Annotated in this window: 19 protein-coding genes and 1 tRNA gene; 10 read left to right on the forward strand and 10 right to left on the reverse strand. The window is 71.8% G+C overall.

Annotated elements, in window-relative coordinates:
• Window positions 1–74 precede the first annotated feature (74 nt).
• Complete coding sequence (locus tag CNQ36_RS12950) at window positions 75–1,415, reverse strand: peptidoglycan-binding protein (RefSeq protein WP_121546111.1); 1,341 nt, start codon at window positions 1,413–1,415, stop codon at window positions 75–77.
• A 206-nt stretch (window positions 1,416–1,621) separates the two neighbouring features.
• Between CNQ36_RS12950 and CNQ36_RS12955 the strand changes: the two genes are divergently transcribed.
• The 3 genes from CNQ36_RS12955 to glxA all read left to right on the forward strand — a co-directional run bounded on the left by CNQ36_RS12955 (window position 1,622) and on the right by glxA (window position 6,157).
• Window positions 1,622–1,695 (forward strand) — tRNA-Lys (locus CNQ36_RS12955).
• Between the two features lie 467 nt (window positions 1,696–2,162).
• The gene (locus CNQ36_RS12960) at window positions 2,163–4,220 is read left to right on the forward strand and encodes a glycosyltransferase family 2 protein (RefSeq protein ID WP_121546112.1); all 2,058 of its coding nucleotides are present in this window, start codon (window positions 2,163–2,165) and stop codon (window positions 4,218–4,220) included.
• Window positions 4,217–6,157, forward strand: a complete 1,941-nt coding sequence (gene glxA, locus CNQ36_RS12965; RefSeq protein ID WP_121546113.1) for a radical copper oxidase GlxA — start codon at window positions 4,217–4,219, stop codon at window positions 6,155–6,157. Before CNQ36_RS12960 ends, glxA begins: the two co-directional genes overlap by 4 nt.
• Before the next feature lie 101 nt (window positions 6,158–6,258).
• On the opposite strand, the gene CNQ36_RS12970 is transcribed toward glxA, so the two are convergent.
• The gene (locus tag CNQ36_RS12970; protein ID WP_121546114.1) at window positions 6,259–7,290 is read right to left on the reverse strand and encodes a glycoside hydrolase family 6 protein; all 1,032 of its coding nucleotides are present in this window, start codon (window positions 7,288–7,290) and stop codon (window positions 6,259–6,261) included.
• 423 nt (window positions 7,291–7,713) lie between these two features.
• Complete coding sequence (locus tag CNQ36_RS12975) at window positions 7,714–8,328, reverse strand: class F sortase (RefSeq protein ID WP_121546115.1); 615 nt, start codon at window positions 8,326–8,328, stop codon at window positions 7,714–7,716.
• A gap of 203 nt (window positions 8,329–8,531) precedes the next feature.
• Between CNQ36_RS12975 and CNQ36_RS12980 the strand changes: the two genes are divergently transcribed.
• A complete protein-coding gene (locus CNQ36_RS12980; protein ID WP_040908697.1) occupies window positions 8,532–9,311 on the forward strand; it encodes an HAD-IIA family hydrolase in 780 nt (259 codons plus the stop codon).
• Window positions 9,312–9,514: 203 nt separating this feature from the next.
• Here CNQ36_RS12980 and CNQ36_RS12985 read toward each other — a convergent pair whose 3' ends face one another.
• Complete coding sequence (locus tag CNQ36_RS12985) at window positions 9,515–10,591, reverse strand: ROK family transcriptional regulator (protein WP_228313130.1); 1,077 nt, start codon at window positions 10,589–10,591, stop codon at window positions 9,515–9,517.
• A 91-nt stretch (window positions 10,592–10,682) separates the two neighbouring features.
• On the opposite strand from CNQ36_RS12985, the gene CNQ36_RS12990 reads away from it, so the two are divergent.
• The 3 genes from CNQ36_RS12990 (at window position 10,683) to CNQ36_RS35245 (ending at window position 15,103) form a co-directional block, all read left to right on the forward strand.
• Complete coding sequence (locus CNQ36_RS12990) at window positions 10,683–11,759, forward strand: Gfo/Idh/MocA family protein (RefSeq protein WP_121546117.1); 1,077 nt, start codon at window positions 10,683–10,685, stop codon at window positions 11,757–11,759.
• Window positions 11,756–12,226 (forward strand): heme-degrading domain-containing protein, encoded by a 471-nt coding sequence (locus CNQ36_RS12995; RefSeq protein ID WP_121546118.1) that lies wholly within the window; start codon window positions 11,756–11,758, stop codon window positions 12,224–12,226. The genes CNQ36_RS12990 and CNQ36_RS12995 overlap by 4 nt, the downstream gene beginning before the upstream one ends.
• A 177-nt stretch (window positions 12,227–12,403) precedes the next feature.
• Window positions 12,404–15,103 (forward strand): erythromycin esterase family protein, encoded by a 2,700-nt coding sequence (locus CNQ36_RS35245; protein WP_228312963.1) that lies wholly within the window; start codon window positions 12,404–12,406, stop codon window positions 15,101–15,103.
• A 69-nt stretch (window positions 15,104–15,172) separates the two neighbouring features.
• Here the strand turns inward: CNQ36_RS35245 and CNQ36_RS13010 are convergent, their stop codons facing one another.
• From CNQ36_RS13010 to CNQ36_RS13025, 4 genes are all read right to left on the reverse strand, one after another.
• On the reverse strand, window positions 15,173–15,889 hold the full coding sequence (locus CNQ36_RS13010) for a YidC/Oxa1 family membrane protein insertase (RefSeq protein ID WP_121546119.1): 717 nt from the start codon (window positions 15,887–15,889) through the stop codon (window positions 15,173–15,175).
• A gap of 116 nt (window positions 15,890–16,005) precedes the next feature.
• A complete protein-coding gene (locus CNQ36_RS13015) occupies window positions 16,006–16,314 on the reverse strand; it encodes a DUF6412 domain-containing protein (protein WP_142170575.1) in 309 nt (102 codons plus the stop codon).
• 151 nt (window positions 16,315–16,465) lie between these two features.
• Complete coding sequence (locus CNQ36_RS13020) at window positions 16,466–17,437, reverse strand: intradiol ring-cleavage dioxygenase (protein WP_121546121.1); 972 nt, start codon at window positions 17,435–17,437, stop codon at window positions 16,466–16,468.
• Window positions 17,438–17,580: 143 nt separating this feature from the next.
• Window positions 17,581–18,354: a hypothetical protein gene (locus tag CNQ36_RS13025; RefSeq protein WP_163013254.1), complete on the reverse strand. Its 774-nt coding sequence runs from the start codon at window positions 18,352–18,354 to the stop codon at window positions 17,581–17,583.
• A gap of 155 nt (window positions 18,355–18,509) precedes the next feature.
• Here CNQ36_RS13025 and CNQ36_RS13030 point away from each other — a divergent pair, with 155 nt between their 5' ends.
• Complete coding sequence (locus CNQ36_RS13030) at window positions 18,510–19,520, forward strand: SEC-C domain-containing protein (RefSeq protein WP_121546123.1); 1,011 nt, start codon at window positions 18,510–18,512, stop codon at window positions 19,518–19,520.
• Window positions 19,521–19,545: 25 nt separating this feature from the next.
• Here CNQ36_RS13030 and CNQ36_RS13035 read toward each other — a convergent pair whose 3' ends face one another.
• Window positions 19,546–20,382: an MBL fold metallo-hydrolase gene (locus tag CNQ36_RS13035; RefSeq protein WP_121546124.1), complete on the reverse strand. Its 837-nt coding sequence runs from the start codon at window positions 20,380–20,382 to the stop codon at window positions 19,546–19,548.
• Window positions 20,383–20,536: 154 nt separating this feature from the next.
• On the opposite strand from CNQ36_RS13035, the gene CNQ36_RS13040 reads away from it, so the two are divergent.
• Window positions 20,537–20,995 (forward strand): DUF3592 domain-containing protein, encoded by a 459-nt coding sequence (locus CNQ36_RS13040; RefSeq protein ID WP_121546125.1) that lies wholly within the window; start codon window positions 20,537–20,539, stop codon window positions 20,993–20,995.
• 310 nt (window positions 20,996–21,305) lie between these two features.
• Window positions 21,306–22,655, forward strand: coding sequence for a DNA cytosine methyltransferase (locus CNQ36_RS13045; RefSeq protein WP_121546126.1), 1,350 nt, complete (start codon window positions 21,306–21,308; stop codon window positions 22,653–22,655).
• On the opposite strand, the gene CNQ36_RS13050 is transcribed toward CNQ36_RS13045, so the two are convergent.
• A complete protein-coding gene (locus CNQ36_RS13050) occupies window positions 22,581–23,048 on the reverse strand; it encodes a very short patch repair endonuclease (protein WP_121546127.1) in 468 nt (155 codons plus the stop codon). The genes CNQ36_RS13045 and CNQ36_RS13050 overlap by 75 nt on opposite strands.
• Window positions 23,049–23,056: the final 8 nt, after the last annotated feature.

Here is a 23,056-nt window from a genome sequence, read left to right on the forward strand (position 1 = left end):
TCACATCGGTCGTCCGGGGACGTCGTGGGTTCCCGGGACGTCATGGGTCGGGGACGTCGTGGGTTCCCGGGACGTCAGGAGAGGAAGAGCCGCCGCCAGGTCTCCGGGCCCGGGTAGCCGTCGGCCGCTCCGCCGCGCCAGCCCTGGGCCCGCTGGAAGGCCTCCACGTTGCGGCGGTCCGCCTCGCTCCAGCGCGGCCCGGGCCCGTCCGCGTAGTACCGGCCGAACCCCTTGCGCACCAGCTGCTCCCCGAGCCGCGTCACCTGGTCGTTGACGGCTCCGGGACGGAACAGCGCCCGGCCCGGATAGCCCCTCACCCCGTGCGGGGAGGACCCGGACGGAGGGCCCCCGGCAGCGGAAGCGGAATCTCCGCTATGAACGTCCCGGCCACCGCCGGAGACCAGCAGCCCCCAGGTCAGCGGCCCCGGCAGCCCGTCCGCCGCCGCCCCCCGCCACCCCTGGGCCTCCTGGAACGCCCGGACCGCCCGGCGCACCCCGTCCGTCCAGCGCGGTCCGTCAGCTGCGGGGTGGAAGCGCCCGGCACCGCGGCCGGCGAGCAGTCGGCCGAGCTCGGCGACGTGCCGGTTGTCCGCGCCGGGGCCGAAATAGGCCACTCCGGGGAACGGGATACGGCCCTCCGCGGCGGGCGGCCCCGCGGCCTCCGTGCTCCGCGCCGCGCCGTCGGTCACCCCTTTGTAGCGGTACGGGACGTAGCGCGAGGAGTTGTTCCAGTAGGCGTACGGGGTGGTCCTGCGACGCGTGTGCGGGACGGTCTGCTCGTAGGCGGTGTACTGGGAACGGGAAGCGTCTGTCCAGCCCCCGAATAGGACGACATGGGATCCGCCGTACGGGTCGCCCGCGTTGTGGTAGAGCAGCACGTCACCCGGCTGGAGTTCCGCCTTGGTGATTCTCTCGGCGTAATCGCCGAGGCTTCCGGTCCATTCGTTCCCGGGCAGCCCCCAGGCCATCGAGACATAACCCGAGCAGTCCTGCCGGTAACCGTCGGACCAGTAGGAGGTCACGCCGTACGGGACCTTCCGGGTGACCCATGTCCGGGCCCGCGCGATGATGTCCGCCCGGGTGGTCGCGGGCAGCCGCGCGGGGCGCTCGGCGCCCGCGGGCGGGCCCGCCTGGCCGCCGGGGCCGTGCAGCGGGGAGCGGGGACCCTGCGGAGTCCCGGGCTCCTCACCTGCGAAGACGTCCGGACCGGCGGGCGGGAGGACGGCTGCGGGGGCCGCGTGGGCGGCGAGGGTGGTGGAGGCCACGGCGGCCACGACGAGAGCGGTCCCGCGGGCCGCCGGATGGCCCGGGAAACGGCCGCTGCGGGATTGCGGCAGCACCCGCCGCCAGTGCGCGCAGCCGGGACAGTCGCAGTCGCCCGCCGGATCGATCTCCTCGAATACCGGAGGCTCCATGCGATTCCCCTCACGCTCCCGGTCGAATTCTCCGCTTCCGTGCACGAGGGCAGTTTCGCAACCCTGTTCCGGGCGCGCATGTTGACGGTCCGAATGATGTACGCGCGGTGGACCGGGGCCGTGGCCGGCGTGGCCCCCGTAAGGCGGCCGGGTGGCCGGCGGTCGGGGGCACCCTCCGGGGTCCTGTAGAGTTGCGCCGTCAGCGCGCGCCGCTAGCTCAGTTGGTTAGAGCAGCTGACTCTTAATCAGCGGGTCCGGGGTTCGAGTCCCTGGCGGCGCACCTGCGGACGGGCTCCTCGTGCACACGAGGGGCCCGTCGGTTTTTGGCCGGATACCCTCTCGCGCCCCTTGAACGCAACCCACTCGGCGCACGTATGGAACTTCGGCCCCACGGACCTCCCCCACCCTTCACAATGGACCCGTATGGCCGGTGAACACCGTGTTTCGCATCTTGCGATCATGATGGGCACCGTAGAACCTGGGTTCTTCAAGTTGCTGCGCTTTCGCGGCGGTTGGGGGGAAAGAAACCGGTTGCCGACGATGCGGGACGAGGGATCCCGCTTCGGGCGGCGATGCCGAGGGGGGCATCATGCAACCGGAACAGCGCTGTGCCGTGTCTATAAGGTGTGCGTGATGTGGTGACAGCGGTTGACCACTGACACGTCTGTGGCGGTCGAGGGGTACCGGAGCGGACGTACGGAAGCGACCAGAACACGCGGGGACCACCGCGTGTTGGGGGGATGACTCATGACGTCGACGCCTACGGGCGCCCACCGGGACGACGACCCGTCCCAGACCACCCAGCTCAGGGTGCCGCCACACCGGAACTGGAACACGGGCGCGTTCCGGCGGATCAAGAAGACGCTGCCGAGATACGACTACGAGCACTACAGCCGGCTCGCGGGCCCCCTCACCCAGCCCGACCCGGGCAAGCCCTACAAGGTCCAGTACCGCTCGCTGATCGGCCAGGAGCCGCACCGCATCCGCATCGCGCTGATGCTGGCCGCGGCCCCGGTGCTCTCGCTGGTCCTGCTGGTGTGGCTGCTGCAGCCCTCGCACTGGACCGAGCGGGACTACGTGGAGTTCGAGTGGCTGCCGGCCCTCGACATCGTCATGCTCGTCTCGATCGGTCTGATCGAGCTCTTCCGCTGTCTGAACGTGCTGTCCAACGCGCACGCCACGCTGGTCGCCCGCGACCCGATCCCGGTGGTGCCCGAGACCGGCACCCGGGTCGCCTTCCTCACCTCCTTCGTGCCCGGCAAGGAGCCGCTGGAGATGGTGACGAAGACCCTGGAGGCGGCCGTCAAGATCCGCCACCGGGGTCTCATGCACGTCTGGCTGCTCGACGAGGGCGACGACCCGGAGGTGAAGGAGGTCTGCGCCCGGCTCGGCGTGCACCACTTCTCCCGCAAGGGCGTCGCCAAGTGGAACCAGAAGAAGGGCGCGCACCGGGCGAAGACCAAGCACGGCAACTACAACGCCTGGCTGGACGCGCACGGCGACGACTACGACTACTTCGCCTCCGTCGACACCGACCACGTGCCGCTGCCGAACTACCTGGAGCGGATGCTCGGCTTCTTCCGCGACCCGGACGTCGGCTTCGTCATCGGCCCCCAGGTCTACGGCAACTACGACAACTTCGTCACCAAGGCCGCCGAGTCCCAGCAGTTCCTCTTCCACGCCCTGATCCAGCGCGCCGGCAACCGCTACGGCTCGCCGATGTTCGTGGGCACCTCCAACGCCGTGCGCATCACGGCGCTGAAGCAGATCGGCGGTCTGTACGACTCGATCACCGAGGACATGGCGACCGGCTTCGAGATGCACCGCCACAAGAACCCGGCGACGGGGAGGAAGTGGCGCTCGGTCTACACCCCGGACGTGCTCGCGGTCGGTGAGGGCCCCAACGCCTGGACCGACTTCTTCACCCAGCAGATGCGCTGGTCGCGCGGTACGTACGAGACGATCATCGGGCAGTACTGGAAGGGCTTCTACTCGCTCCCGCCGAGCAAGCTCTTCAACTACACGATGATGATCATCTTCTACCCGATGTCGGCCCTCAACTGGATCCTCGCGGCGATCAGCTGCGCGCTGTTCCTGGGCCTGGGCGCCTCGGGCGTGAACATCGACCCCACCATCTGGCTGATGCTCTACGGCAACGCCTCCGCGCTGCAGATCGGCCTGTACATCTGGAACCGCCGGCACAACGTCTCGCCGCACGAGCCGGAGGGCTCCGGCGGTGTGGCCGGCATGGTGATGTCCGCGCTGTCGGCGCCGCTCTACGCGAAGGCGCTGATCGACTCCGTCCTGCGCAAGAAGAGCAAGTTCGTGGTCACCCCGAAGGGCGACTCGGCCAGCCCGGACACCTGGTTCGGAACCTTCCGCTACCACTGGTACTTCATCCTGATCTTCGCCGGTTCCCTCACCGCGGGCTTCGTCTACGGCCACTCGCACCCGGCGATGGTCATCTGGGCGACCTTCGCCCTGCTGATCACCGCCGCGCCGATGTTCGCCTGGCGCCACGGCATGCGGCAGGACCGGAAGAAGCCCGGCGCGCACGCCGCGGGCGGCCGGCCGGACGCCGGGCAGGAGCCCCGGACGCAGCAGCCGCCGCAGATGCCGCAGCAGCAGCAGGCCCCGTACCAGCACGCCCACCAGCCGCACGCCCGGCCCACCTGGGCCAGCTCGCACGGAGCGCCGGGCGGAGCGGGGGGTCCCGAAGGGCCGGGCGGGCCCGGGGGCGGCAACCCCGGCAACGACCAGACCATGCAGATCGCCCTTGGTGGACTTGGGGGACGTAAGGAATGAAGGACCGTGCAGGCCGCCGTCGGGCCCGTCGTCTCGCGATAGGCACGGCGGTGGTACTGGCGCTGGCAGGAATGAACGGGCCGTGGCTGTACCGCTTCGGGACCGAGAAATACCACCAGTACAAGATCGATCAGCCGGAGTACAAGGCCGCGAACGGCAAGTGGGAGATCGTCGAGTTCCCCGAGGAGTACCGGCAGAACACCATCCACGCGGCGCTGCTGCGCACCGGCAAGGTGCTGCTCGTCGCGGGGTCGGGCAACGACCAGGACAACTTCGACGCGAAGAGGTACGACACCCGGATCTGGGACCCGGTCAAGGGGACCATCAAGAAGGTGCCGACCCCCTCCGACCTGTTCTGCACCGGCCACACCCAGCTCGCCAACGGCAATCTGCTGATCGCCGGCGGCACGAAGCGGTACGAGAAGCTCAAGGGTGACGTGAAGAAGGCCGGCGGCCTGATGCTCGTCCACAACGAGAACCCGGACAAGCCGATCACCCTGCCCGCGGGCACGAAGTTCACGGGCAAGGAGAACGGCAAGACCTTCGTCTCGAAGGACCCGGTGCTCGTCCCGCGCGCCGAGAAGGACTTCGACCCGGTCACCGGCGAGTTCCTGGGCACCACCGCGGGCGTGGGCCGCATCTACGTCGAGGCGCAGCAGGAGGGCGCCAAGTACGAGACCGGCACGCAGGACAACTACACGGTGCGGGGCCTGTCCGGCGCCGACGCGCGCAACACGTACGGCATCGCGGAGAAGCTCGCCCTGGACAAGAAGGACTTCCAGGGGATCCGGGACGCCTTCGAGTTCGACCCGGTCGCCGAGAAGTACATCAAGGTCGACCCGATGAAGGAGGCCCGCTGGTACCCGACGCTCACCACCCTGAGCGACGGGAAGATCCTCAGCGTCTCCGGACTCGACGACATCGGGCAGCTGGTCCCGGGCAAGAACGAGGTCTACGACCCGGAGACCAAGGAGTGGACCTACACCGACAAGGTCCGCCAGTTCCCGACGTACCCGGCGCTGTTCCTGATGCAGAACGGCAAGGTGTTCTATTCGGGTTCGAACGCCGGCTACGGGCCGGACGACGTGGGCCGCGAGCCGGGCGTCTGGGACGTGGAGACCAACAAGTTCGAGAAGATCCCCGGGCTGAGCGACCCCGACATGATGGAGACGTCCGGCACGGTGCTGCTGCCGCCGGCGCAGGACGAGAAGTACATGGTGATCGGCGGCGGCGGGGTCGGCGAGTCCGAGCTGGCAAGCGAGAAGACCAGGATCGTCGACCTCGGGGCCGACGACCCGGAGTTCGTCGACGGGCCCTCCCTGGAGAAGGGCACCCGCTACCCGCAGGCCTCGGTGCTGCCCAACGACGAGGTGCTGATCTCCGGCGGCTCGGAGGACTACCGCGGCCGCGGTGACTCCAACATCCTCCAGGCGCGGATCTACGACACGAAGAAGAACGAGCTCAGGCGGGTCGCCGACCCGCTGGTGGGCCGCAACTACCACTCGGGCTCGATCCTGCTGCCCGACGGCCGGGTGATGTTCTTCGGCTCCGACTCGCTCTACGCCGACAAGGCCAACACCAAGCCGGGCGAGTTCGAGCAGCGCATCGAGATCTACACGCCGCCGTACCTGTACGGGGAAAACGAGCAGCCTGATCTGTCGGGGGGCCCGAAGACCGTGGCCCGCGGCGGCAGCGCGACGTTCACCTCGAAGGACGCGGCGTCGGTCAAGAGCGTCCGGCTGATCCGGCCGAGCGCCTCGACCCATGTCACCGACGTGGACCAGCGGTCGATCGCGCTGGACTTCGAGGCCGACGGCGACAAGCTGACGGTGACGGTGCCGAAGGGGCGGAACCTGGTCCAGGCGGGCTGGTACATGCTCTTCGTCAACGACGGCGACGGCACGCCCAGCAAGGCCCAGTGGGTCAGGGTGCCGTAGGACACGGCGCAAACAAGGGGCGTCCTCCACCACGGAGGACGCCCCTTTCGCGTACGGCGGCAGTGGGGGTGACCGTCCCGGCGGTCACCCCCGACGCCCCGTCAGCCGGTGGACCTGGCGAGCTTCAGGGCGTAGTCCGCCCACCACTGGCCCGCCTTGGGGCCGCCCTTGCACTCGCCGTCCGACTCCCCCGGCCGCTTGACCCAGAGGTAGGCGTCGACCAGGGGGTCGGCGGTCTTCGTCGTCGGGGTCTCGCCGAGCGCGCGGCCGGGCGGGTTGCACCAGCGTTCGTCGGCGGCGCCTGCGGTGTAGGGGCCGTTGCCGTTGCGGCTGGTGTCGATGACGAAGGGCTTGCCGCCGGTCTTGGCGGAGAGCCGCTTGCCGTAGGCGATGGACTCCTCGGTGGAGTAGAAGTTGGAGACGTTCACCGAGAAGCCGTCGGCCTGGTCGACGCCGGCCCACTTGAGCGGTTCGTGGATCTGGTCGGGGTTGCCCCAGCCGGCGTTGCCCGCGTCCAGGTAGACCTTGGTGTTCTTCAGGCCCTTCAGCTTGGCGACGGCGCCCTTGAGGAGGTCGTAGCGCTCCTCGTGGAACTCTTCCGGGGTGCAGCCGTCCACCAGGTGCAGCACCGCGTCCGGTTCGAGGATCACGGTCGCCGGACGGTCCCCGATGCCCTTGGCGACACCGTCGACGAAGTCGCGGTAGGCGTTGCCGTCGGAGGCGCCGCCCTGTGAGTACTGGCCGCAGTCGCGGTGCGGGATGTTGTAGAGGACCAGCAGCGCCGTGCGGTCCGCCTTGTCCGCGGCCTCGGTGAAGCCGCGGGCCTGCTCCTCGGGGTTCTCGGGGCTGATCCACTCGGCGACGGGCTGCTCGGCTATCTTGCGGATCTGGCCGGCCTCGGCCTTCCTGCCGTCCTTCTCCAGTGCGGCGACCTGCCGCGCGGCGTTGCCGTCCGGGTTGACCCAAAACGGGTCCGAGTCCTTCGGCTGCTGGGTGATCCCCGCGCCGGCGTCCGGCTCGCCCCCCTTGTCGTCGGAGGAGGAACACCCCGTGATCAGCAGTGCCGCCCCCAGCACCACCGCGGACGCCCGCTTCCTCCCGGCGAACGCCCCGACCCCCCTGCTGCCGTGCATCAAGCCCCCCTTGGGTGCACTTGTTCCATGTGCTCCGAGCCCCAATCCTGACATACGTCCCGCGACGCCACCGAGGCCGAGCCCGCCTTGTCCGTGACCTGTTACAGCACGGCTCCACGGGGCCGCAGGGCGGTGGTGGCGCGTGCGGGCGGCCGAGTCACCTGCGGAGATCACGGACCGCTGTCGGCACGGGACTTGGCGTCATTCGCCCCTTGGGCCGGGCACGTCTTTCGTTCTACAGTCGTGCCGACCGTCCGGCCGGTGCCCCGCGCACCACGACTCCCCCGCTGCCTCCCGCGCCGGCGGCCCGGGCCACTCCCGCGGCCCGGGCCCCGCGCGGTCGAGGACCGGCCCGGTCGGCGGCCTCCGGGGAGCGGGCCGCCGGCCGGGTCAGGTGTGGGGCGTGGCTTCTGCCGGGTCGGTTCAGGGCCCGGTTGCGGTCAGATACGCCGAGACGACCGCGTCGGCCGTGCAGCCGCCGCCGGTCGGGCCGGGGTCCTCGCCGCAGACCACCAGCAGGAGTTCGGCCCGTCCCGCGCGGCGCGGCTCGTGGGCCTGCCGGGCGTCGAACCGTTCGCCGGGGCGGACTTGGACGTCCTCGACGGTGAACTCGGCGGTCGCGGCGTTCGCGCGGGCCACCCGGATCTTCCGGCCGGGCTCGAGCGTGCCCGCCCCCCGAAGGCCGGAGGACGCCGTCATCAGCGCGGCGCCCGGCTCGCCCGGCGCGACCCCGTCCGCGTGCCAGCCGACCGCACCGGGCCGGCCGTGCCCGTCCTGTGTCACCGGCAGCCGGATGCCGAGGGCGGGGATGTCGAGCCGCCGTGGCTCGGCGGCGGCCCGGGGCGGGTGGGCGGGCGGCAGTACGACCCGGGGCGGGCGCCCGGCCGCCGCCATGTCGCCGACGGCGGTCCCGGCCGCCCCGGCGGGTACGTCGCCCGGCCCGCGGCCCCACAGCCACAGCCCGAGCAGCAGCACCACCCAGGCCACACCGGCGAGCAGCCGCCCGGTACCGGACGGGAAGCGTTCCGTTTCGGACATGATCAGTCCGTGCGGAGAGCGACTAGCTGGGAACACATCGTGAACCTCCAGACACCTGGAGCCTGCCGCGCGTTCTGCGGCGCCGCATCCCCGGACGTGCGGCGATTGCGCCGTACGGGTGAGGGTGGGGGCGGATGAGGTTTGCGCGGCGACTGCATAGCATGAGGCGTCCCATGGCCCACGCACGGCAGGAGTCCGCCACCATGACAGAGCGCAAGCCCATCACCTCGTGGCTCACCGACATGGACGGCGTCCTGATGCACGAAGGGGTGCCGGTGCCCGGCGCCGATGCCTTCATCAAGAAGCTGCGGGACTCGGGGCGGCCGTTCCTGGTCCTCACCAACAACTCGATCTACACGGCCCGGGACCTGCACGCCCGCCTGAACCGGATCGGGCTCGAGGTGCCGGTGGAGAACATCTGGACCTCCGCCCTCGCCACGGCGACTTTCCTGGACACCCAGCACCCGAACGGCACCGCCTATGTCATCGGCGAGGCCGGCCTGACGACGGCCATGCACGAGGCGGGCTACGTCATGACGGACACCGACCCCGATTTCGTCATCCTGGGTGAGACCCGTACCTACTCCTTCGAGGCGCTGACCAAGGCCATCCGGCTGATCAACGACGGGGCCCGGTTCATCGCCACCAACCCGGACAACACCGGCCCCTCGCCCGAGGGCGCGCTGCCCGCGACGGGTTCCGTGGCCGCGCTGATCACGAAGGCCACGGGGAAGGAGCCGTACTTCGTCGGCAAGCCGAACCCGCTGATGATGCGGACCGGTCTGAACGTCATCGGGGCGCACTCCGAGAGCAGCGCCATGATCGGTGACCGGATGGACACGGACGTGCTGGCCGGGCTGGAGGCCGGCATGGAGACGTTCCTCGTCCTCACGGGCCTGACGACGAAGGACGACATCGGCCGCTACCCGTACCGCCCGACCCGCGTAGTGGACTCCATCGCCGACCTGGTCGACCTCGTCTGACCCCACCCCAACCCCCGCCCCCGCCCCCGCGGGCACCCCGCGCCCCCGCACCCGCGCCCGCCCCGCGCCCTCGCGTCCCCGCTTCCGCGGGCAATCGTGCCGCAGGGCGGCACGGGTGGGCGCGACGGCACCCCGCAAGCGCCGGGCCGTGCGAACCCACCCCCGGCCCACCCCCGCGCCGGGCACCAGGCACCGCGAGGGCGCTACCCGTCCCCCCGCCCGAACACCGGCGCCAGCACCAGCTGCGCCGCCCCCTCGGCGACCTCGCCCCCGACCACCCGTACCGGCACCGCCGCGTCCCCGGTCCGCCGAGCCCGCGCATCCAGCACCCCCCGCACCCCCCGCAGGAACACCTCCGGCTCCCCCTCCACCGTCCGCCCCCCGAGCAGCACACGATCGATGTCCAGCAGCCCCACCAGATTCGCCGCCCCCACCCCCAGCACCCGAGCCGCCTCCCCCGTCTCCCCCCGGCCGACCGCCGCGAGGCACAACGCCTCCACGCACCCCCGGTCACCGCACCCGCACCGCGGCCCGTCCAGCTGCACCACCTGGTGCCCGAACTCCCCCGCCCCGGTCCGCGGCCCCCGGTGCACGCTCCCCCCGATCACCAGCCCCGCCCCCAGCCCCGTACCGAGGTGCAGATAGGCGAAGGAGCCCCCTTCGCCGCCCGCCGCGAGCCCCAGCGCCGCCGCGTTGGTGTCCTTGTCGACGACCACCGGCACACCGAGCCGCCGCGCCAGCGCGTCCCGCAGCGGGAAGCCGTCCCACGCGGGGAAGCCGGTGACCCGGTGCAGCACGCCCCTCCCGTGGTCGAGCGGCCCGGGCAGCGCGACCCCGACCCCGAGCGGGGACCGGCCCGCCCCGGCCGGCCGCCCCGGCGCCCGCAGCTCCTCGACCATCCCGGCCACCCGCGCCAGTACCGCCTCCGCCCCCGCGCCCAGGTCCAGCGGCCCCCCGCGCCGGTCCACCACCGTCCCGTCGAGGTCGACCAGCACCGCCCGCACCTCGTCCCGGTCCAGATGCACGCCCACCGCGTGCCCGGCCTCCGGCACCAGGCGCAGCACCGTGCGCGGCTTGCCGCCCGTGGACGCCCGGCGCCCCGCCTCCGCCGCCAGCCCGTCCTCCCGCAGCCGCGCCGTGATCTTGCTGACCGCCTGCGGGGTCAGCCCGGTGCGCTCGGCCAGTTCCAGCCGGCTGATCCCCTCCGCCCCCGCGGTCCGCAGCAGGTCGAGCACGAGCGCGGTGTTGTGGCTGCGCAGGGCGAGCAGGTTGACCCCCAGCGGGGTCCCGCCGCTGCCGTCGTTGGTCCTGTTCACCGGGCCATTCTCCCTCCTGCTTGCACTTTGGCAACAGCGTTGCGAAAGTAGGTGCATGACTGTCACTCCCCTCCGCGTCGGCCTCGTCGGCTACGGCCTCGCGGGTTCCGTGTTCCACGCCCCGCTGATCGCCGCGACCGAGGGCCTCGCGCTCGACACGGTCGTCACCTCGAACCCGGAGCGGCAGCGGGGGGCCCGCGCCGAGTTCCCGGACGTACGCGTCGCCGCGACGCCGGACGAGCTCCTCGCCCGCTCCGGCGAGCTGGACCTGATCGTCATCGCGTCCCCGAACAAGACGCACGTCCCCCTCGCCAAGGCCGCCCTCCAGGCCGGTCTACCGGTGGTCGTCGACAAGCCGCTCTCCGGCACGGCGGCCGAGGCCCGCGAGCTGGCGGCGCTCGCCGAGGAGCGCGGCCTGCTCCTCTCCGTCTTCCAGAACCGCCGCTGGGACAACGACTTCCTCACCCTGCGCAAGCTGCTCGACGACGGCGAACTCGGCGACGTGTACCGCTTCGAGTCCCGTTTCGAACGCTGGCGTCCGCAGCTCAAGGGCGGCTGGCGGGAGTCCGGCGACCCCGCGGAGATCGGCGGTCTGCTCTACGACCTCGGCAGCCATGTCGTCGACCAGGCGCTGGTCCTCTTCGGCCCGGTGACCGCCGTGTACGCGGAGGCGGTCGTCCGCCGTGACGGCGCGCAGACCGACGACGACACGTTCATCGCGCTGACGCACACCAACGGCGTCCGCTCCCACCTCTACGTCTCCGCAACCACGGCCCAGCTCGGCCCGCGCTTCCGCGTCCTGGGCTCGAAGGCGGGGTACGTCAAGCACGGCCTCGACCCCCAGGAGGCGGCCCTGCGCGACGGCGACCGCCCCGGCACGGCCGGCGCCGACTGGGGCACGGAGCCGGAGGAGCTGTGGGGCCGCGTCGGCGCCGGGGAGTCCCCGGTGACCGGCGGCGGCAGCCCCGTACCGACCCTCCCGGGCGACTACCCCGCCTACTACGCGGCCGTGGCGAAGGCCCTGCTGGAGGGCGCCCCCAATCCGGTGACCGCGCGGGAGGCGGCCGCCACCCTGGACGTACTGGAGGCCGCCCGCCGGTCGGCCCTGGAGAAGGTGACGGTGACGCTGTGACCACCACCCCGACCGTGGAGGAGCTGGAGGCGCAGGAACGCCGCCTGGTCTTCTCGCAGTTCACCTACGACGACGCGTGGGCGCTCGGCTCCCTGCTGGTGGAGCTGGCGCGGGAGCGCCGGGCCCCCGTCGCCATCGACATCCACCGCGCGGGCCAGCAGCTCTTCCACGCCGCCCTGCCCGGCTCCACCCCCGACAACGACGCCTGGATCGCCCGCAAGCGCCGCGTGGTGGAACGCTACGGCTCCGCCTCCTACCTGGTGGGCGCCCGCCACCGGGCCAAGGGCACCACCTTCGAGGCCTCCTCCCGCCTCGACCCCGACACCTACGCGGCCCACGGCGGCTCCTTCCCCCTCACCCTCGAAGGCACGGGCGTCATAGGCGCGATCACCGTCTCAGGCCTCCCCCAACTCGAAGACCACGAACTGGTGGTGGCAGCCCTGGAGCGCTTCCTGGCCCGCCCGTAGGCACCGCCGGGCGCCTCCCGCACGAGCCCTGCCGGGTCCCGCACGAGCCCTGCCGGGTCCGCAGGGCACTGGAGGATCCCGCAGGTGCCCTGCCGGGTCCGCCCCTTGCCCGCGGCGCTGCTCCGGCCGGGTGACACTCGGGGCGCGGCGCGACGCCCCGGCGGGGAGGCTGGCGTCATGGCACCCTCGCTGTCGCGGCGGCCGGCCGCCGCGCTCCTCGTCTGCATAGCCGTCATGTGCGGGACGGTCGCCGCCGTCCCGGCCGGCGGCGACCCCGGTGCTTCGGACCGGTCTCCCACGGCGGCCGGCGACGCACTGCCGTCCCCCGCGCCGCCGGCCCTCGAGAAGGCCGCCCGTCCGTTGCGCACCATCGAGCCCACCGGCCCCTTCGAGGACCTGCGCCCCTTCGGGAGGGCGGTCGGTGACGCCGTCGTGGTCGGCATCGGCGAGGCCGCCCACGGCTCCCACGACTTCGTCGCCTTCCGGCACCGGGTGCTGCGGTACCTGGTCGAGGAGAAGGGCTTCCGCTCCTTCGTCCTGGAGGCCAACTGGAGCGCGGGCGCCCGCCTCGACGACCATCTGCTCACCGGTCGCGGCGACCCGGCCCGCATCATGTCCGAGGAGTTCCAGGACGCCTACCTGCTGCTGCACAGCCAGGAGTACCTGGACATGATCCGCTGGATGCGCGCGTACAACGTCGCCCACCCCGGCGATCCGCTCAGGTTCGCCGGCGACGACAGCAGTCACGCCGGCCCGGAACTGTACGACCGGGTCCTCGACCACGTCCGGCACGCCCACCCCGACCTGCTGCCCACCGTCACCCGCCTGTACCGGGGGCTGCGCCCCACCCTGCCCGCCGGTGCGTGGATGCGCGCCGTCGTGACCGCGCCGCTGGACGAGCGCCGCGCGGCGGCCGAACGCACCGGACGCGTCCTGGAGCTGCTGCGCGCCCGCGAGCCCGCCGGGAGGGACGGCGGCCACGACCTGACGGTCCAGCACGCCAGGGTCATCGACCAGGTGGCGCGGCTGTACGCCTTCGACCTCAGCGACCCCCGGGCCGTACCGCGGGCCATGGTCCACCGCGACACCGCCATGGCGGACAACACCCTGTGGTGGCACCGGCACACCGGCCACCGGCTGGTGCTGGGCGGACACAACAGCCATCTGTACAAGCGCAGTTCCACGCCCAGCCTGCCCCTCGCCCAGGGCGCGGTGCTCCAGCGGCGCCTCGGCGACGGCTACCTGGCGGTGGGTCTCTCCTTCGGCAGGGGCGCCGTGCGCGCCACCGCACAGGGCCTGCAGAACCCGGCCGACGGCGACGTCCGGCGGTTCGAGGTGGAGCCCCCCGAACCCGGCTCGGTCGAGCACCTCCTGGACCGGGTGGGCCACCAAAGCTGGTACGCCGACCTGCGCACCGCGCCGCCGGACGCCCGCGCCCTGCTGGACGTCACCCGGCCCAAGCGCGAGATCGGCACGGACTTCCCGCCGCCCGGTGACCGGGTCAACCTGCTGCGGTCGGCGGACCTGGTGGTGCACCTGCGCGAGATCCGGCCGGGCGCGGGACTCGCCCGTGAAGGGGCCGGACAGCGGGCCCGTGCGCCGGGGACGTCCACCGGCCTGCTGCCCGCCCTGCGCAAGGCGGCCCGTCCGCTGCGCACCGTGGAGCCCACCGGCCCCCTCGACGACCTGCGCCCCTTGGGGGCGGCGGTGGGCGACGCCCGGCTGGTCGGCGTGGGGCAGGCCGCCCACGGCTCGCACGACTTCCTCGCCCTCCAGCACCGGGTGCTGCGGTACCTGGTCGAGGAGAAGGGCTTCCGCTCCTTCGTCCTCGAAGCCCCTTGGAGCGCGGGGCTGCGTCTGGACGACCATCTGCTCACCGGTCGCGGCGACCCGGCCCGGATCATGTCCGAGGAGTTCCAGGACGCCTACCTGTTCATGCGCACCCGTGAGGTACTGGACCTGATCCGCTGGATGCGCGCGTACAACGTGGCCCACCCCGGCGATCCGCTCAGGTTCGCCGGCAACGACAGCAGTCACGTCGGCCCGGAACTGTACGACCGGGTCCTCGACCACGTCCGGCACGCCCACCCCGACCTGCTGCCCACCGTCACCCGCCTGTACCGGGGCCTGCGCCCCACCCTGCCCGCCGGTGAGCACATGGCGGCTTCCCTCGAGGAGCCCCTGGCCGTGCGGCAGGAGAAGGCCGCACGCACCGGGCGCGTCCTGGAGCTGCTGCGCGCCCGGAGCTTCGCCGGGCTCACCGCGACCCGGGGCGACCACCTGCGCGCGGTGCGGAACGCGGAGGTCGTCCACCAGGTCGCACGCCAGAACGCCTTCGACTACGACGACCCGGCCGAGGAACGCCGCGCCCTGGCCTACCGCGACACCGTGATGGCGGAGAACACCCTCTGGTGGCTCCGGCACACCGGTGCCCGGACGGTGCTGGCCGCCCACGACGGCCATGTGTACCTGGAGGGCTTCGACCCGGACTACCCGGTCATCCAGGGCGGCCTGCTCCGCCGCGCGCTCGGGGACTCCTACCGCGCCGTGGGCCTGGCCTTCGGCCACGGCTCCTTCAACGCCACCGGCACGGGCGTCGCCGCCCCCCGTCCCGAGGACGTGAAGGTGTTCCGGTCGGGACCGGCCGCGGCCGGCTCGGTCGAGCTCGTCCTGGACCGGGTGGGGCACCGGAACTGGTACCTGGACCTGCGCACCGCGCCGCCCGCCGTGCGCTCCTGGCTGGACCACGCCCGTCCCAAACGGGAGATCGGCACGCACTGGCCGCGGGACCCGGACCGGGTCAACCTGCTCAGGTCGGCGGACGTGCTGGTGTACCTGCGCGAGATCCGGCCGAGCCGTCCGCTCCTCCCCGGCTGAGCCCCGCCGCCGGGGCGGCCCCTACGGTGCCGCCCCGTTCGCGTACTGAACCGGGCGCGCCCCGCCCCCTCACCGGTACAGCGCGGCCCGCTCCACCAGCCCCCACGTCGTACTGGTAACCACATACAGCGCCGCCGCCAACGGCATGACCGCCACGCTGACGAGCGTGAAGAACGACATGAACGGCATCACCTTCGTCACCGCCCCCAGCCCAGGAACCTGTTCCCCCTCGCCGACACCCGCCGTCGCGGACTGCGCAGCCATCATCCGCCGCGACAACCGGTACCCGAACCACGCGACGACGGCAACGACCGCGAACAACCCCACGTACACCACCCCGGCCCCGCCGAACACCCCGCCGTCCCCGAGCGCGTCCGCCCACCGCCCCCCGAGCGGCGCCGCGAACAGCTGATGGTCGAGGAGCCCGTTGGCCCGCCCGCCGATCTCCTCGCTGGAGAACAGGTGGTACATCAGGAAGAACGCCGGCACCTGCAGCAGACTCGGCAGGCACCCGGACAGCGGCGACACCTTCTCCCGCGTGTGCAGCTCCAGCACGGCCCGCCGCAGCTTCTCGGGATCGCGCCCGTGCCTGCGCCGCAGCTCGGCGATGCGCGGCTGAAGCGCGGTCCGGGCCTTCTGCCCGCGTGCGGCGGCCCGCGACAGGGGGTGGACGAGGAGTCGTACGAACGCGGTGAACAGGACGATCGCGGCGGCCGCCGCGGAGACGCCGAACAACGGCTGGAGCAGGTCGGCCAGGCGCTCGACCAGGCTGGCGAAAACGGTCATGGGTGAGCCCTCCGGGGGTCTCGTCGTGCCGGAAGTCCCGGGAAGTCCGGGACGGACGTACGGATTGCGGCATGACGACCCGCAGCGGGGCGTGGTGAAGGTAAGGAAGCAGCGCCCTACGCGGCGGTCGCCGGAAGGGCGTGCCCGGGTGCCCGGGGTCTGGTGCGCCCCTTGGCGTCGGGGTCGCGCTGGGGCAGGAAGGCCGTACGCCGGTCACGGTCGCGTATGGCCGTACGCACCCGGGTGGGCGCCACGGCGGGCGCGCTGCGCGCGAGGACGACCACGCAGGCGGCGAGCGCGGCACCGGCCGCGGCGGTCGCGACATCGGCCACGGAGAGGCCGCCGGCGACCGCCACCAGCACCAGGACGACCTGGACGAGGGGAAGCAGCACGGCGACGGACCGCATGGCCACCCGACCGCGCATCGCCCGCCCCTCCCCTCGACACCCGCCCCGGATCCACCGGATCCCGATCGAGCGCGGGCCCGGCAGCACATCAACGTCCGGCACGTCCGGGATGGTTCCGGGAACCGGATGTTCACCCGTACGTGCCGGACACTGCCTCGGACTCCGTACGTCAGGCGCCGGACGAAGGGGAGGGCGACGCGGTGGGCGCGGGCCCGCCGGGCGGCAGGTCGCCGTCGTTGGTGGCTTCGGGATCGACGGCCATCGTGATGTGGCCGACGACGCCGCGCTCGATGTGCCGCTTGTCGTGGACGAGCCGGAGCAGACCGCCCTGGGTGCCGGTCCCCGGGTAGATGCCGTCCTCGTCGAGGGTGACCCGCCGCGCGGTGTTCGCCGAGTAGGGGGCGATGGTCTCGGTGGCCTCCACCGACTCCTCGGCAAAGTAGAACTGCCCGGTGTGGCAGGTGCGTCCGCCGGTGTAGCCCTCGGAGGTGCGGGTGCCGCCGGTGTGCACCTTGGTGTGGACGTGGACGGCCCGCCCGGCGTACCAGCCGGGGAAGACGGTCCGGAAGGTGACGAAGCCGTGGCGGTCGGTCATCTGGATGCCGCGCAGCCAGGTCAGGTCGTCGGTCGGGGTGGCGTGCCCGCCACCGCCGCCCGGGGGCGGGCCGGTCGGCGCGTCGGTGGGCGGGGTGCCGGGCGGTTCGGTGGGGGGCGTGCCGCCGCCCCCGTTGCCGTTGTCGGTGTAGCCGGAGTAGACGCCGGAGGCGTCGCAGTGCCAGATCTCGATGGCCGAGTGGCGGATGGGCTCGCAGGTCACGGCGTCGACCGCGCGCAGGACGAGGAGGAGGGGGATGCCGGTGCGGTCCTCGACGACGTTCGACCGGAAGAGTTCGTAGTCGAGGTAGTAGGGGCCCTCCATCTGCTCGGTGGTCAGCTCCATGCACGCGCTGAAGGCCAGGGCCGCGGCCTTGGCCTTCTCGACGGCGTCGGCGCCGGTGGAGGCGTCCCGGGCGAGGGCGTGCGCGGCTCCGAACCCGGTGAGGGCGAAGGCACCGGCCGCGCCGAGGCCGAGCATGCGGCGGCGGGGCAGGAGACGGGAGACGGCGGCGTTGTCGGGCTCCTCGTGGAGTGGTTTTGTCATGCGCGCGACGCTATTGACGCTGCCTGTGAGGACCATATGAAGAACCCCACCCGATCACGCCAACTTCTGTCCGGTCACCCCCTGTCCACCGGACCGCCCCCACCACCCCACAGCTCCAGAGGCCGAAGCACCGCCCCGGAGCCTCAGCAGACCACCACGGGAACGGCGGTCACCGGCTCCACGACACCCCCGCCGGAACCAAGGACCCGCTGAAGGCGATAGCACTGCTCGACCACCGCCCCCTCACCACCCGAACCCCCGCCCAGGCCCGTGTCCCGGACGAGAACCACAGCGACGACGTTCTCCCCCCGCCGGACGACGCTCCGAACGACGAAACGACTCTCGTCGTCCGCCCGGCCGACCGGATCGAGGACGCGCTGCAGACCCGCGCGCGTGAACCGGCCGTCCGCCTCCCATCCCTCCATGGCCGTGCGCACGAACCGCACGGAGCTCTCGATCTGCCGGCTCCCCCGACACGCCTCGATGTCCCGCTCGGTGACCTTCGAGGTCCACCCCGCGCCAGGACGGCGTACATAGGAGGAGACGAAGCAGCGCTGGACCATGTCCGGCCCACCGCCGAGCAGCTGCATCTCCTCCGTGTACTCGGCGGACCGCAGCCCGACGGCGGTGAACACCCGCCGCTCCTCGTCGTACGAGATGACGGGAGTCCCGGTGTGCTCCCAGATCACGCCCGTCAGCACGTCCGCGCCGCCGTTGCCGCCCGCGGCGCTCTCGTCCAGCGCGCCGACGGTCCGGTCCGCAGCGGCCCGGGCCTGGCGCAGGAGCGAGTCGTGAGCCTCCTGCCGGCGCCGGTCGTTCTCGTGCCCGGCCTGCCAGACCGAGTACCAGAAGTACGCCAGCAGCACGGCGGGAATCATCAGCACTACCAGACACCCGGTGGTCAACGCCTTGCGCACGCTCCCGCCCCCTCGGTCGCTCGCCCGCACCGAAGCGTAGGCCCCGCCCGGCACCCCCGCCGCCCTCACCCCCCAGGCCCCCACCCCCGCGCCGGGGCGCCCCACAACCGGAGGCCGTCTCACCTTCGTCACCCACCGGCAGTACGGTGTCCCCCATGCGCCCCGACACGCCTGCCGAAAACGTCGACCACACCGCCGAAGCCGCCCGCCTGGAGCGGACCGCCGATCTCTACCCCGAGGACGCGGAAGCCCTCCTCCTGCGGGCCGCCGCCCACCGGGAACTCTCCGGCGACCGCCCCTCCGCGACCGCGCTCTACGACCGCCTGCTGACCTCCGCCCAGGAGCTGGACGACCCGTACCTGGTACGGGCGCTCAAGGCGTCCAACCTCTGGGAGTACGGCCACGAGGCGGAGGCCCGCGCGATCATCGACGGCATCCGCACGGCGTCCCCGCGCGACCCGGCCCCCTGGGTGATCGTCGCGGAGTCCCTGGAGTCCCACGACGAGCTGGAGCAGGCGCACGAGACGTTCACGCAGGCGGTGCGTCTCCTGCTGGCCGACGGGACGGAGCCCCCGCGCGCCACCCACCCGCTCCTCTTCGGCCGCCACCGCGTGCGCCGGATGCTCGGCGCGGCGCACGACGAGTGGGACGCCCTGGCGGACACCGTCCACACCCTCCCGATCACCCTGGACGAGCTCCACGACCCCAAGCGCGTGTGGTCCCTGGGCTCGGAGAACCCGGCGGAGCTGGAGGCGGAGATCATCCGCCTGCGCGCGGAACTGGGCGCGTACCGGGAGGCGTTGTCCCGCCCCTTCCCGGTGGCGGTGCTCCACTGGCCGGCCGGCGAACTGACGGAACTGCTGTCGGCGTACCCGACGCTGGCCGAGGAGTACCCCTCGCACGGGGACCACCTGAGCGCGATAGAGGGCGCCCTGCGCGAACTGGCCTCTTCCGGCACCCCCAACCTGGGCATCGTCACGGGCACGGTCCCGTCGTACGAGGCCTTCGCCGCCTCGGAACTCGCGTCCCCGTCCGACGCGACCCTGCTCCCCCAGTACGCGACGACGCTGGCGGCCCGGGGCCGTGCCGTGGCCTGGCCCCCGGAGCGGTCGGCGGCCTGCTGGTGCGGCTCGGGACAGCCGTACGGGGAGTGCCACGGCGCCTGACGCTCCCCGGGCGTCAGCGCACGGGTCACGCCGTGGCCCGGTCGCCGACGGTCACCCGCCCGCCCGCGGCGCACCGCACCAGGCGCGCCCCGTGCCCACGGCGCTCCGCCTCCGCGAGGAAGTCCTCCAGCGGGGAACGGAAGACCGTGTAGTCGCTGTGGTGCACGGGCAGCGCCCGCCGCGGTCGCAGCAGGTCGAGCAGGTCGGCGCCCTGCCCGGCGTCCATGGTGACCACCAGGCCGCCCGGCAGGGTCGTACCCCCGAGGTGCAGGACCGCCAGGTGGATGTCCGGGTACCGCGCGGCGATCTCGCGCAGCCCGTCGTACATCAGGGTGTCGCCGGAGAGGTAGAGGACCAGCCGGGTCTCCCCCGAGCCGTCGCCGAACTCCAGCAGGCTCCCCATCACGGGCGGCAGCAGGCCCCGCAGCGGGCCGGGCGCGTGGCGGCCCGGCAGCGAGGTGACGCGCACGGAGGAGTCCCCGCGCCGCAGCGTGCGGCTCTGCCAGGTGCGCAGGCCGGTGGCCCGGCGGAACCCGTACAGGCCCTTCAGCAGGCGGGCGGCGTGGTGGGTGGTGACAAAGGGCAGGCCCCGGTCCAGTCCGCGCCGGGCCACCCGGTCGAAGTGGTCGCCGTGCAGGTGCGAGAGCAGGACGGCGTCCAGGTCCTCGTGGGGCAGCTCCGCCACGTCCAGGACGGGCTCGGTCAGCCGGCGCGAGACCAGCCCGTAGCCGAGGTGGGCGTACTGCCCGCGGTGCAGGAAGTTCGGATCGGTCAGCAGCGTCAGCTCCCCGTAGCGGATCAGCAGGGTGGCGTTGCCGATGAAGAGGATCTCCGCGGTGCCCTCGGGCGGATGCTGCCGCACGGCCGGCTCCCTCCGTCGTTCGCGGGTTCCGTAACCCCCGAGTGAGCACCAGCGCCGGTTCCACACCCACGCGCCCCTCCGGAACTCCGTCCACCGGCTATCTCGCGTCCGGGGCGCGGGCTAGCATGCCCCGTCGACTCCGGGGGGAGGCCAGGTGGACCAGCCGTGGCTCACGATCACGCTCGTCATGGCGGCAGGGGCGCTGGCCCTGGGCATCGCGATCCTGCGCACGGCCCTGCCCCAGCGCCGCGCCCTCGGCCGCCTCGGCGTCCGGGGCGTCCGCACCCGCGGCGAGGTCGCCCGCGGCGCACGCCGCGAGGGCCAGACCGTCCACCCCCCGCAGGTCCGCTACCAGGCCCCACCGGTCGGCCGCCCCGACGCCCCACCCACCCAGACCTACCGCCGCACCCCCCTCAACCACGAGTCCCATCCCCTCCACGCCGGCATCCCGGTCGTCCTCCGCTACGACCCGGCCGACCCGCGCAGGGTGGTGGTCGTCCACACGAAGGACGGCCGCCCGGGGATGGTGTCGTACTCGGCTACGGCGAACCTGACGTGGGGGATCTTCTTCGTGCTCTTCGGGGTGGCTGTGGGGGTGGGGGCGTTTCTGTAGTACCCAAGGATCTTCGCCCGCACGGACAGCATGATCCGCTTGCACTCCAGGCACTCGGCGTCGCGCCGACTCTCTTCCTCGCATGGTTGCCCGGGTGGAGGCGGCAAGCACCTCCATCCAGCAGCTCCTCCAGACACGCAAAGTATCTGACTGCGTACGCGACGTACGCCGATACGCAGTTGGCCCCAGGAACCTTGCTGTTGCCGTGGGGACGCAAGCGGTCATGGCGCAGAATGCGAGACTCTTGGTACCGAGGAGCAGGTCCTGATCACTGCTCCTCCCTTGATGAAGACACCTCAGGAGGAGCGGTATGCCCCGCAGCGGCCAGAAGCGACCGCGGTTCGCCTCGCCATTGACCTCGATCGAGATCTGTGCGGGTGCCGGGGGGCAAGCCGTCGGACTGCACAACGCCGGCTTCGACCACCGCGCCCTCGTCGAGTGGGACTCACACGCCGTGGCCACGCTGCGGGCCAACGTGGGCGACTGGCCCGGCTGGGATCAAGAGAAGGCCCATGACATCCACCCGATGGATGTCAAGGATTTCCTGGCCTCCGATGTGCGGAAGAGCCTCAATCTGAAGCCTGGAGAGCTCGATCTGCTCGCCGGCGGGGTTCCGTGCCCGCCGTTCTCCCTGGCGGGTCACAGGCTTGGCCCCGACGACGAACGGGATCTCTTCCCCGCCGCACTCGACATCATCAAGGCACTCAGACCGAAAGCGGTAATGATCGAGAACGTTCGGGGAATTCTCGAGCCCCCAGAGGTTTTCCTCGAATACAGAAATTCGATTCTCGACACCCTGCGTGACCTTGAATATCTGATTCCCGATGTCAACCGAGATCTTTCCGCTAACGCCCAGGACGTAGAAATGCGGAAAGTTTGGCGGCGACTTGATGCACGAGACTTTGGAGTACCACAGCTTCGCCCCCGCGCTATCCTAGTCGCTATCCACAAGGACGCGGTCACCTCGGACAGTCCTGGGTTCCAGTGGCCGACGAGAATCAAGGGAAGCGAAGTAACAGTATTCGAAAAACTCAAGGACAGCATGCTCGCGCGCTGTGAGGAGTTCTGGGACAGGAACCAGTACGGCAAACCGGCGGGTCCTGGAGAAGCAACCGGCGAGAGAGTCTTTCGGAACTGGGAGCGGAAGCTCACCGAAGCCAAGAAAACGGGCAAGACCGTGGCTCCCACGCTGGTGGGTGGCTCAAGGAAGCACGGTGGTGCCGACCTGGGTCCGACTCGAGCCAAGCGTGCTTGGGGAGAGCTGGGCATTGACGGCATGGGCATTGCCAACGATCCGGAAGACTGCGACCCCGAGCGCGACCTGTTCCGGCCGAACGGCCCCATGCTCACTGTCGCCCAGGCGGCAATCATCCAGGGATTCCCGGAGGACTGGAAGTTCCAGGGGCGGAAGACAGCCCGTTACCGTCAGGTCGGAAACGCGTTCCCCCCTCCGGTAGCAGAGGCCGTCGGACGGGCCATCGCCGCGGTCCTCCGCCCCGAGCAGCGCGAGATGCTCACAGAGGGCTACGAGATGGAGCCGACGGGCGCGCCGCCCGCGGAGGAGATTCCGCAGCAGCTGGAAATCTCAGTCCCCGCGAGCCAGGCGAGCTTCACGCCGAGCCAGCACCGCCAAGGCGATTTTGTCAGCACAGGCGTCTGACGGCTCGTGCTCCCAGAAGCGGAGCACGAGCCAGCCAGCTTCTCTCAGCTTCTCGTCGGTTTCACGATCTCGCCTGACATTGCCAAGGACTTTCTCTGACCAGTACCCGGAGTTCGTTTTCGGCGGCACATAGTGCTCAGGGCAACCGTGCCAGTAGCAGCCATCTATGAACACCGCCACCTTCGCCGGACGGAAGACCATGTCAGCCGTCCGGCGAAGGTCCGGCAGAGGGCGGGCTGCCACCCTGTACCGCAGCCCCGCGGCATGTACGAGACGCCGAATCGTAATCTCCGGCTTCGTGTCACGGCTGCGGATCGCCTGCATGTTGCGGCGACGGGCTGCGGACGAAGCCCAGGAACCCTCCGGGGCTTCCCATTCGGCATCTTGGGACACACTGGAGA

Source organism: Streptomyces fungicidicus (genome assembly GCF_003665435.1).
Taxonomy (GTDB): Bacteria; Actinomycetota; Actinomycetes; order Streptomycetales; family Streptomycetaceae; genus Streptomyces; species Streptomyces fungicidicus.

Bases quoted from the DNA above. Each gene is read 5' to 3' on its own strand.
- CNQ36_RS12950 (WP_121546111.1), bottom strand. From the start codon at position 1,415: ATGGAGCCTCCGGTATTCGAGGAGATCGATCCGGCGGGCGACTGCGAC.
- CNQ36_RS12960 (WP_121546112.1), top strand. From the start codon at position 2,163: ATGACGTCGACGCCTACGGGCGCCCACCGGGACGACGACCCGTCCCAG.
- glxA (WP_121546113.1), top strand. From the start codon at position 4,217: ATGAAGGACCGTGCAGGCCGCCGTCGGGCCCGTCGTCTCGCGATAGGC.
- CNQ36_RS12970 (WP_121546114.1), bottom strand. From the start codon at position 7,290: ATGCACGGCAGCAGGGGGGTCGGGGCGTTCGCCGGGAGGAAGCGGGCG.
- CNQ36_RS12975 (WP_121546115.1), bottom strand. From the start codon at position 8,328: ATGTCCGAAACGGAACGCTTCCCGTCCGGTACCGGGCGGCTGCTCGCC.
- CNQ36_RS12980 (WP_040908697.1), top strand. From the start codon at position 8,532: ATGACAGAGCGCAAGCCCATCACCTCGTGGCTCACCGACATGGACGGC.
- CNQ36_RS12990 (WP_121546117.1), top strand. From the start codon at position 10,683: ATGACTGTCACTCCCCTCCGCGTCGGCCTCGTCGGCTACGGCCTCGCG.
- CNQ36_RS35245 (WP_228312963.1), top strand. From the start codon at position 12,404: ATGGCACCCTCGCTGTCGCGGCGGCCGGCCGCCGCGCTCCTCGTCTGC.
- CNQ36_RS13010 (WP_121546119.1), bottom strand. From the start codon at position 15,889: ATGACCGTTTTCGCCAGCCTGGTCGAGCGCCTGGCCGACCTGCTCCAG.
- CNQ36_RS13015 (WP_142170575.1), bottom strand. From the start codon at position 16,314: ATGCGCGGTCGGGTGGCCATGCGGTCCGTCGCCGTGCTGCTTCCCCTC.
- CNQ36_RS13020 (WP_121546121.1), bottom strand. From the start codon at position 17,437: ATGACAAAACCACTCCACGAGGAGCCCGACAACGCCGCCGTCTCCCGT.
- CNQ36_RS13030 (WP_121546123.1), top strand. From the start codon at position 18,510: ATGCGCCCCGACACGCCTGCCGAAAACGTCGACCACACCGCCGAAGCC.
- CNQ36_RS13045 (WP_121546126.1), top strand. From the start codon at position 21,306: ATGCCCCGCAGCGGCCAGAAGCGACCGCGGTTCGCCTCGCCATTGACC.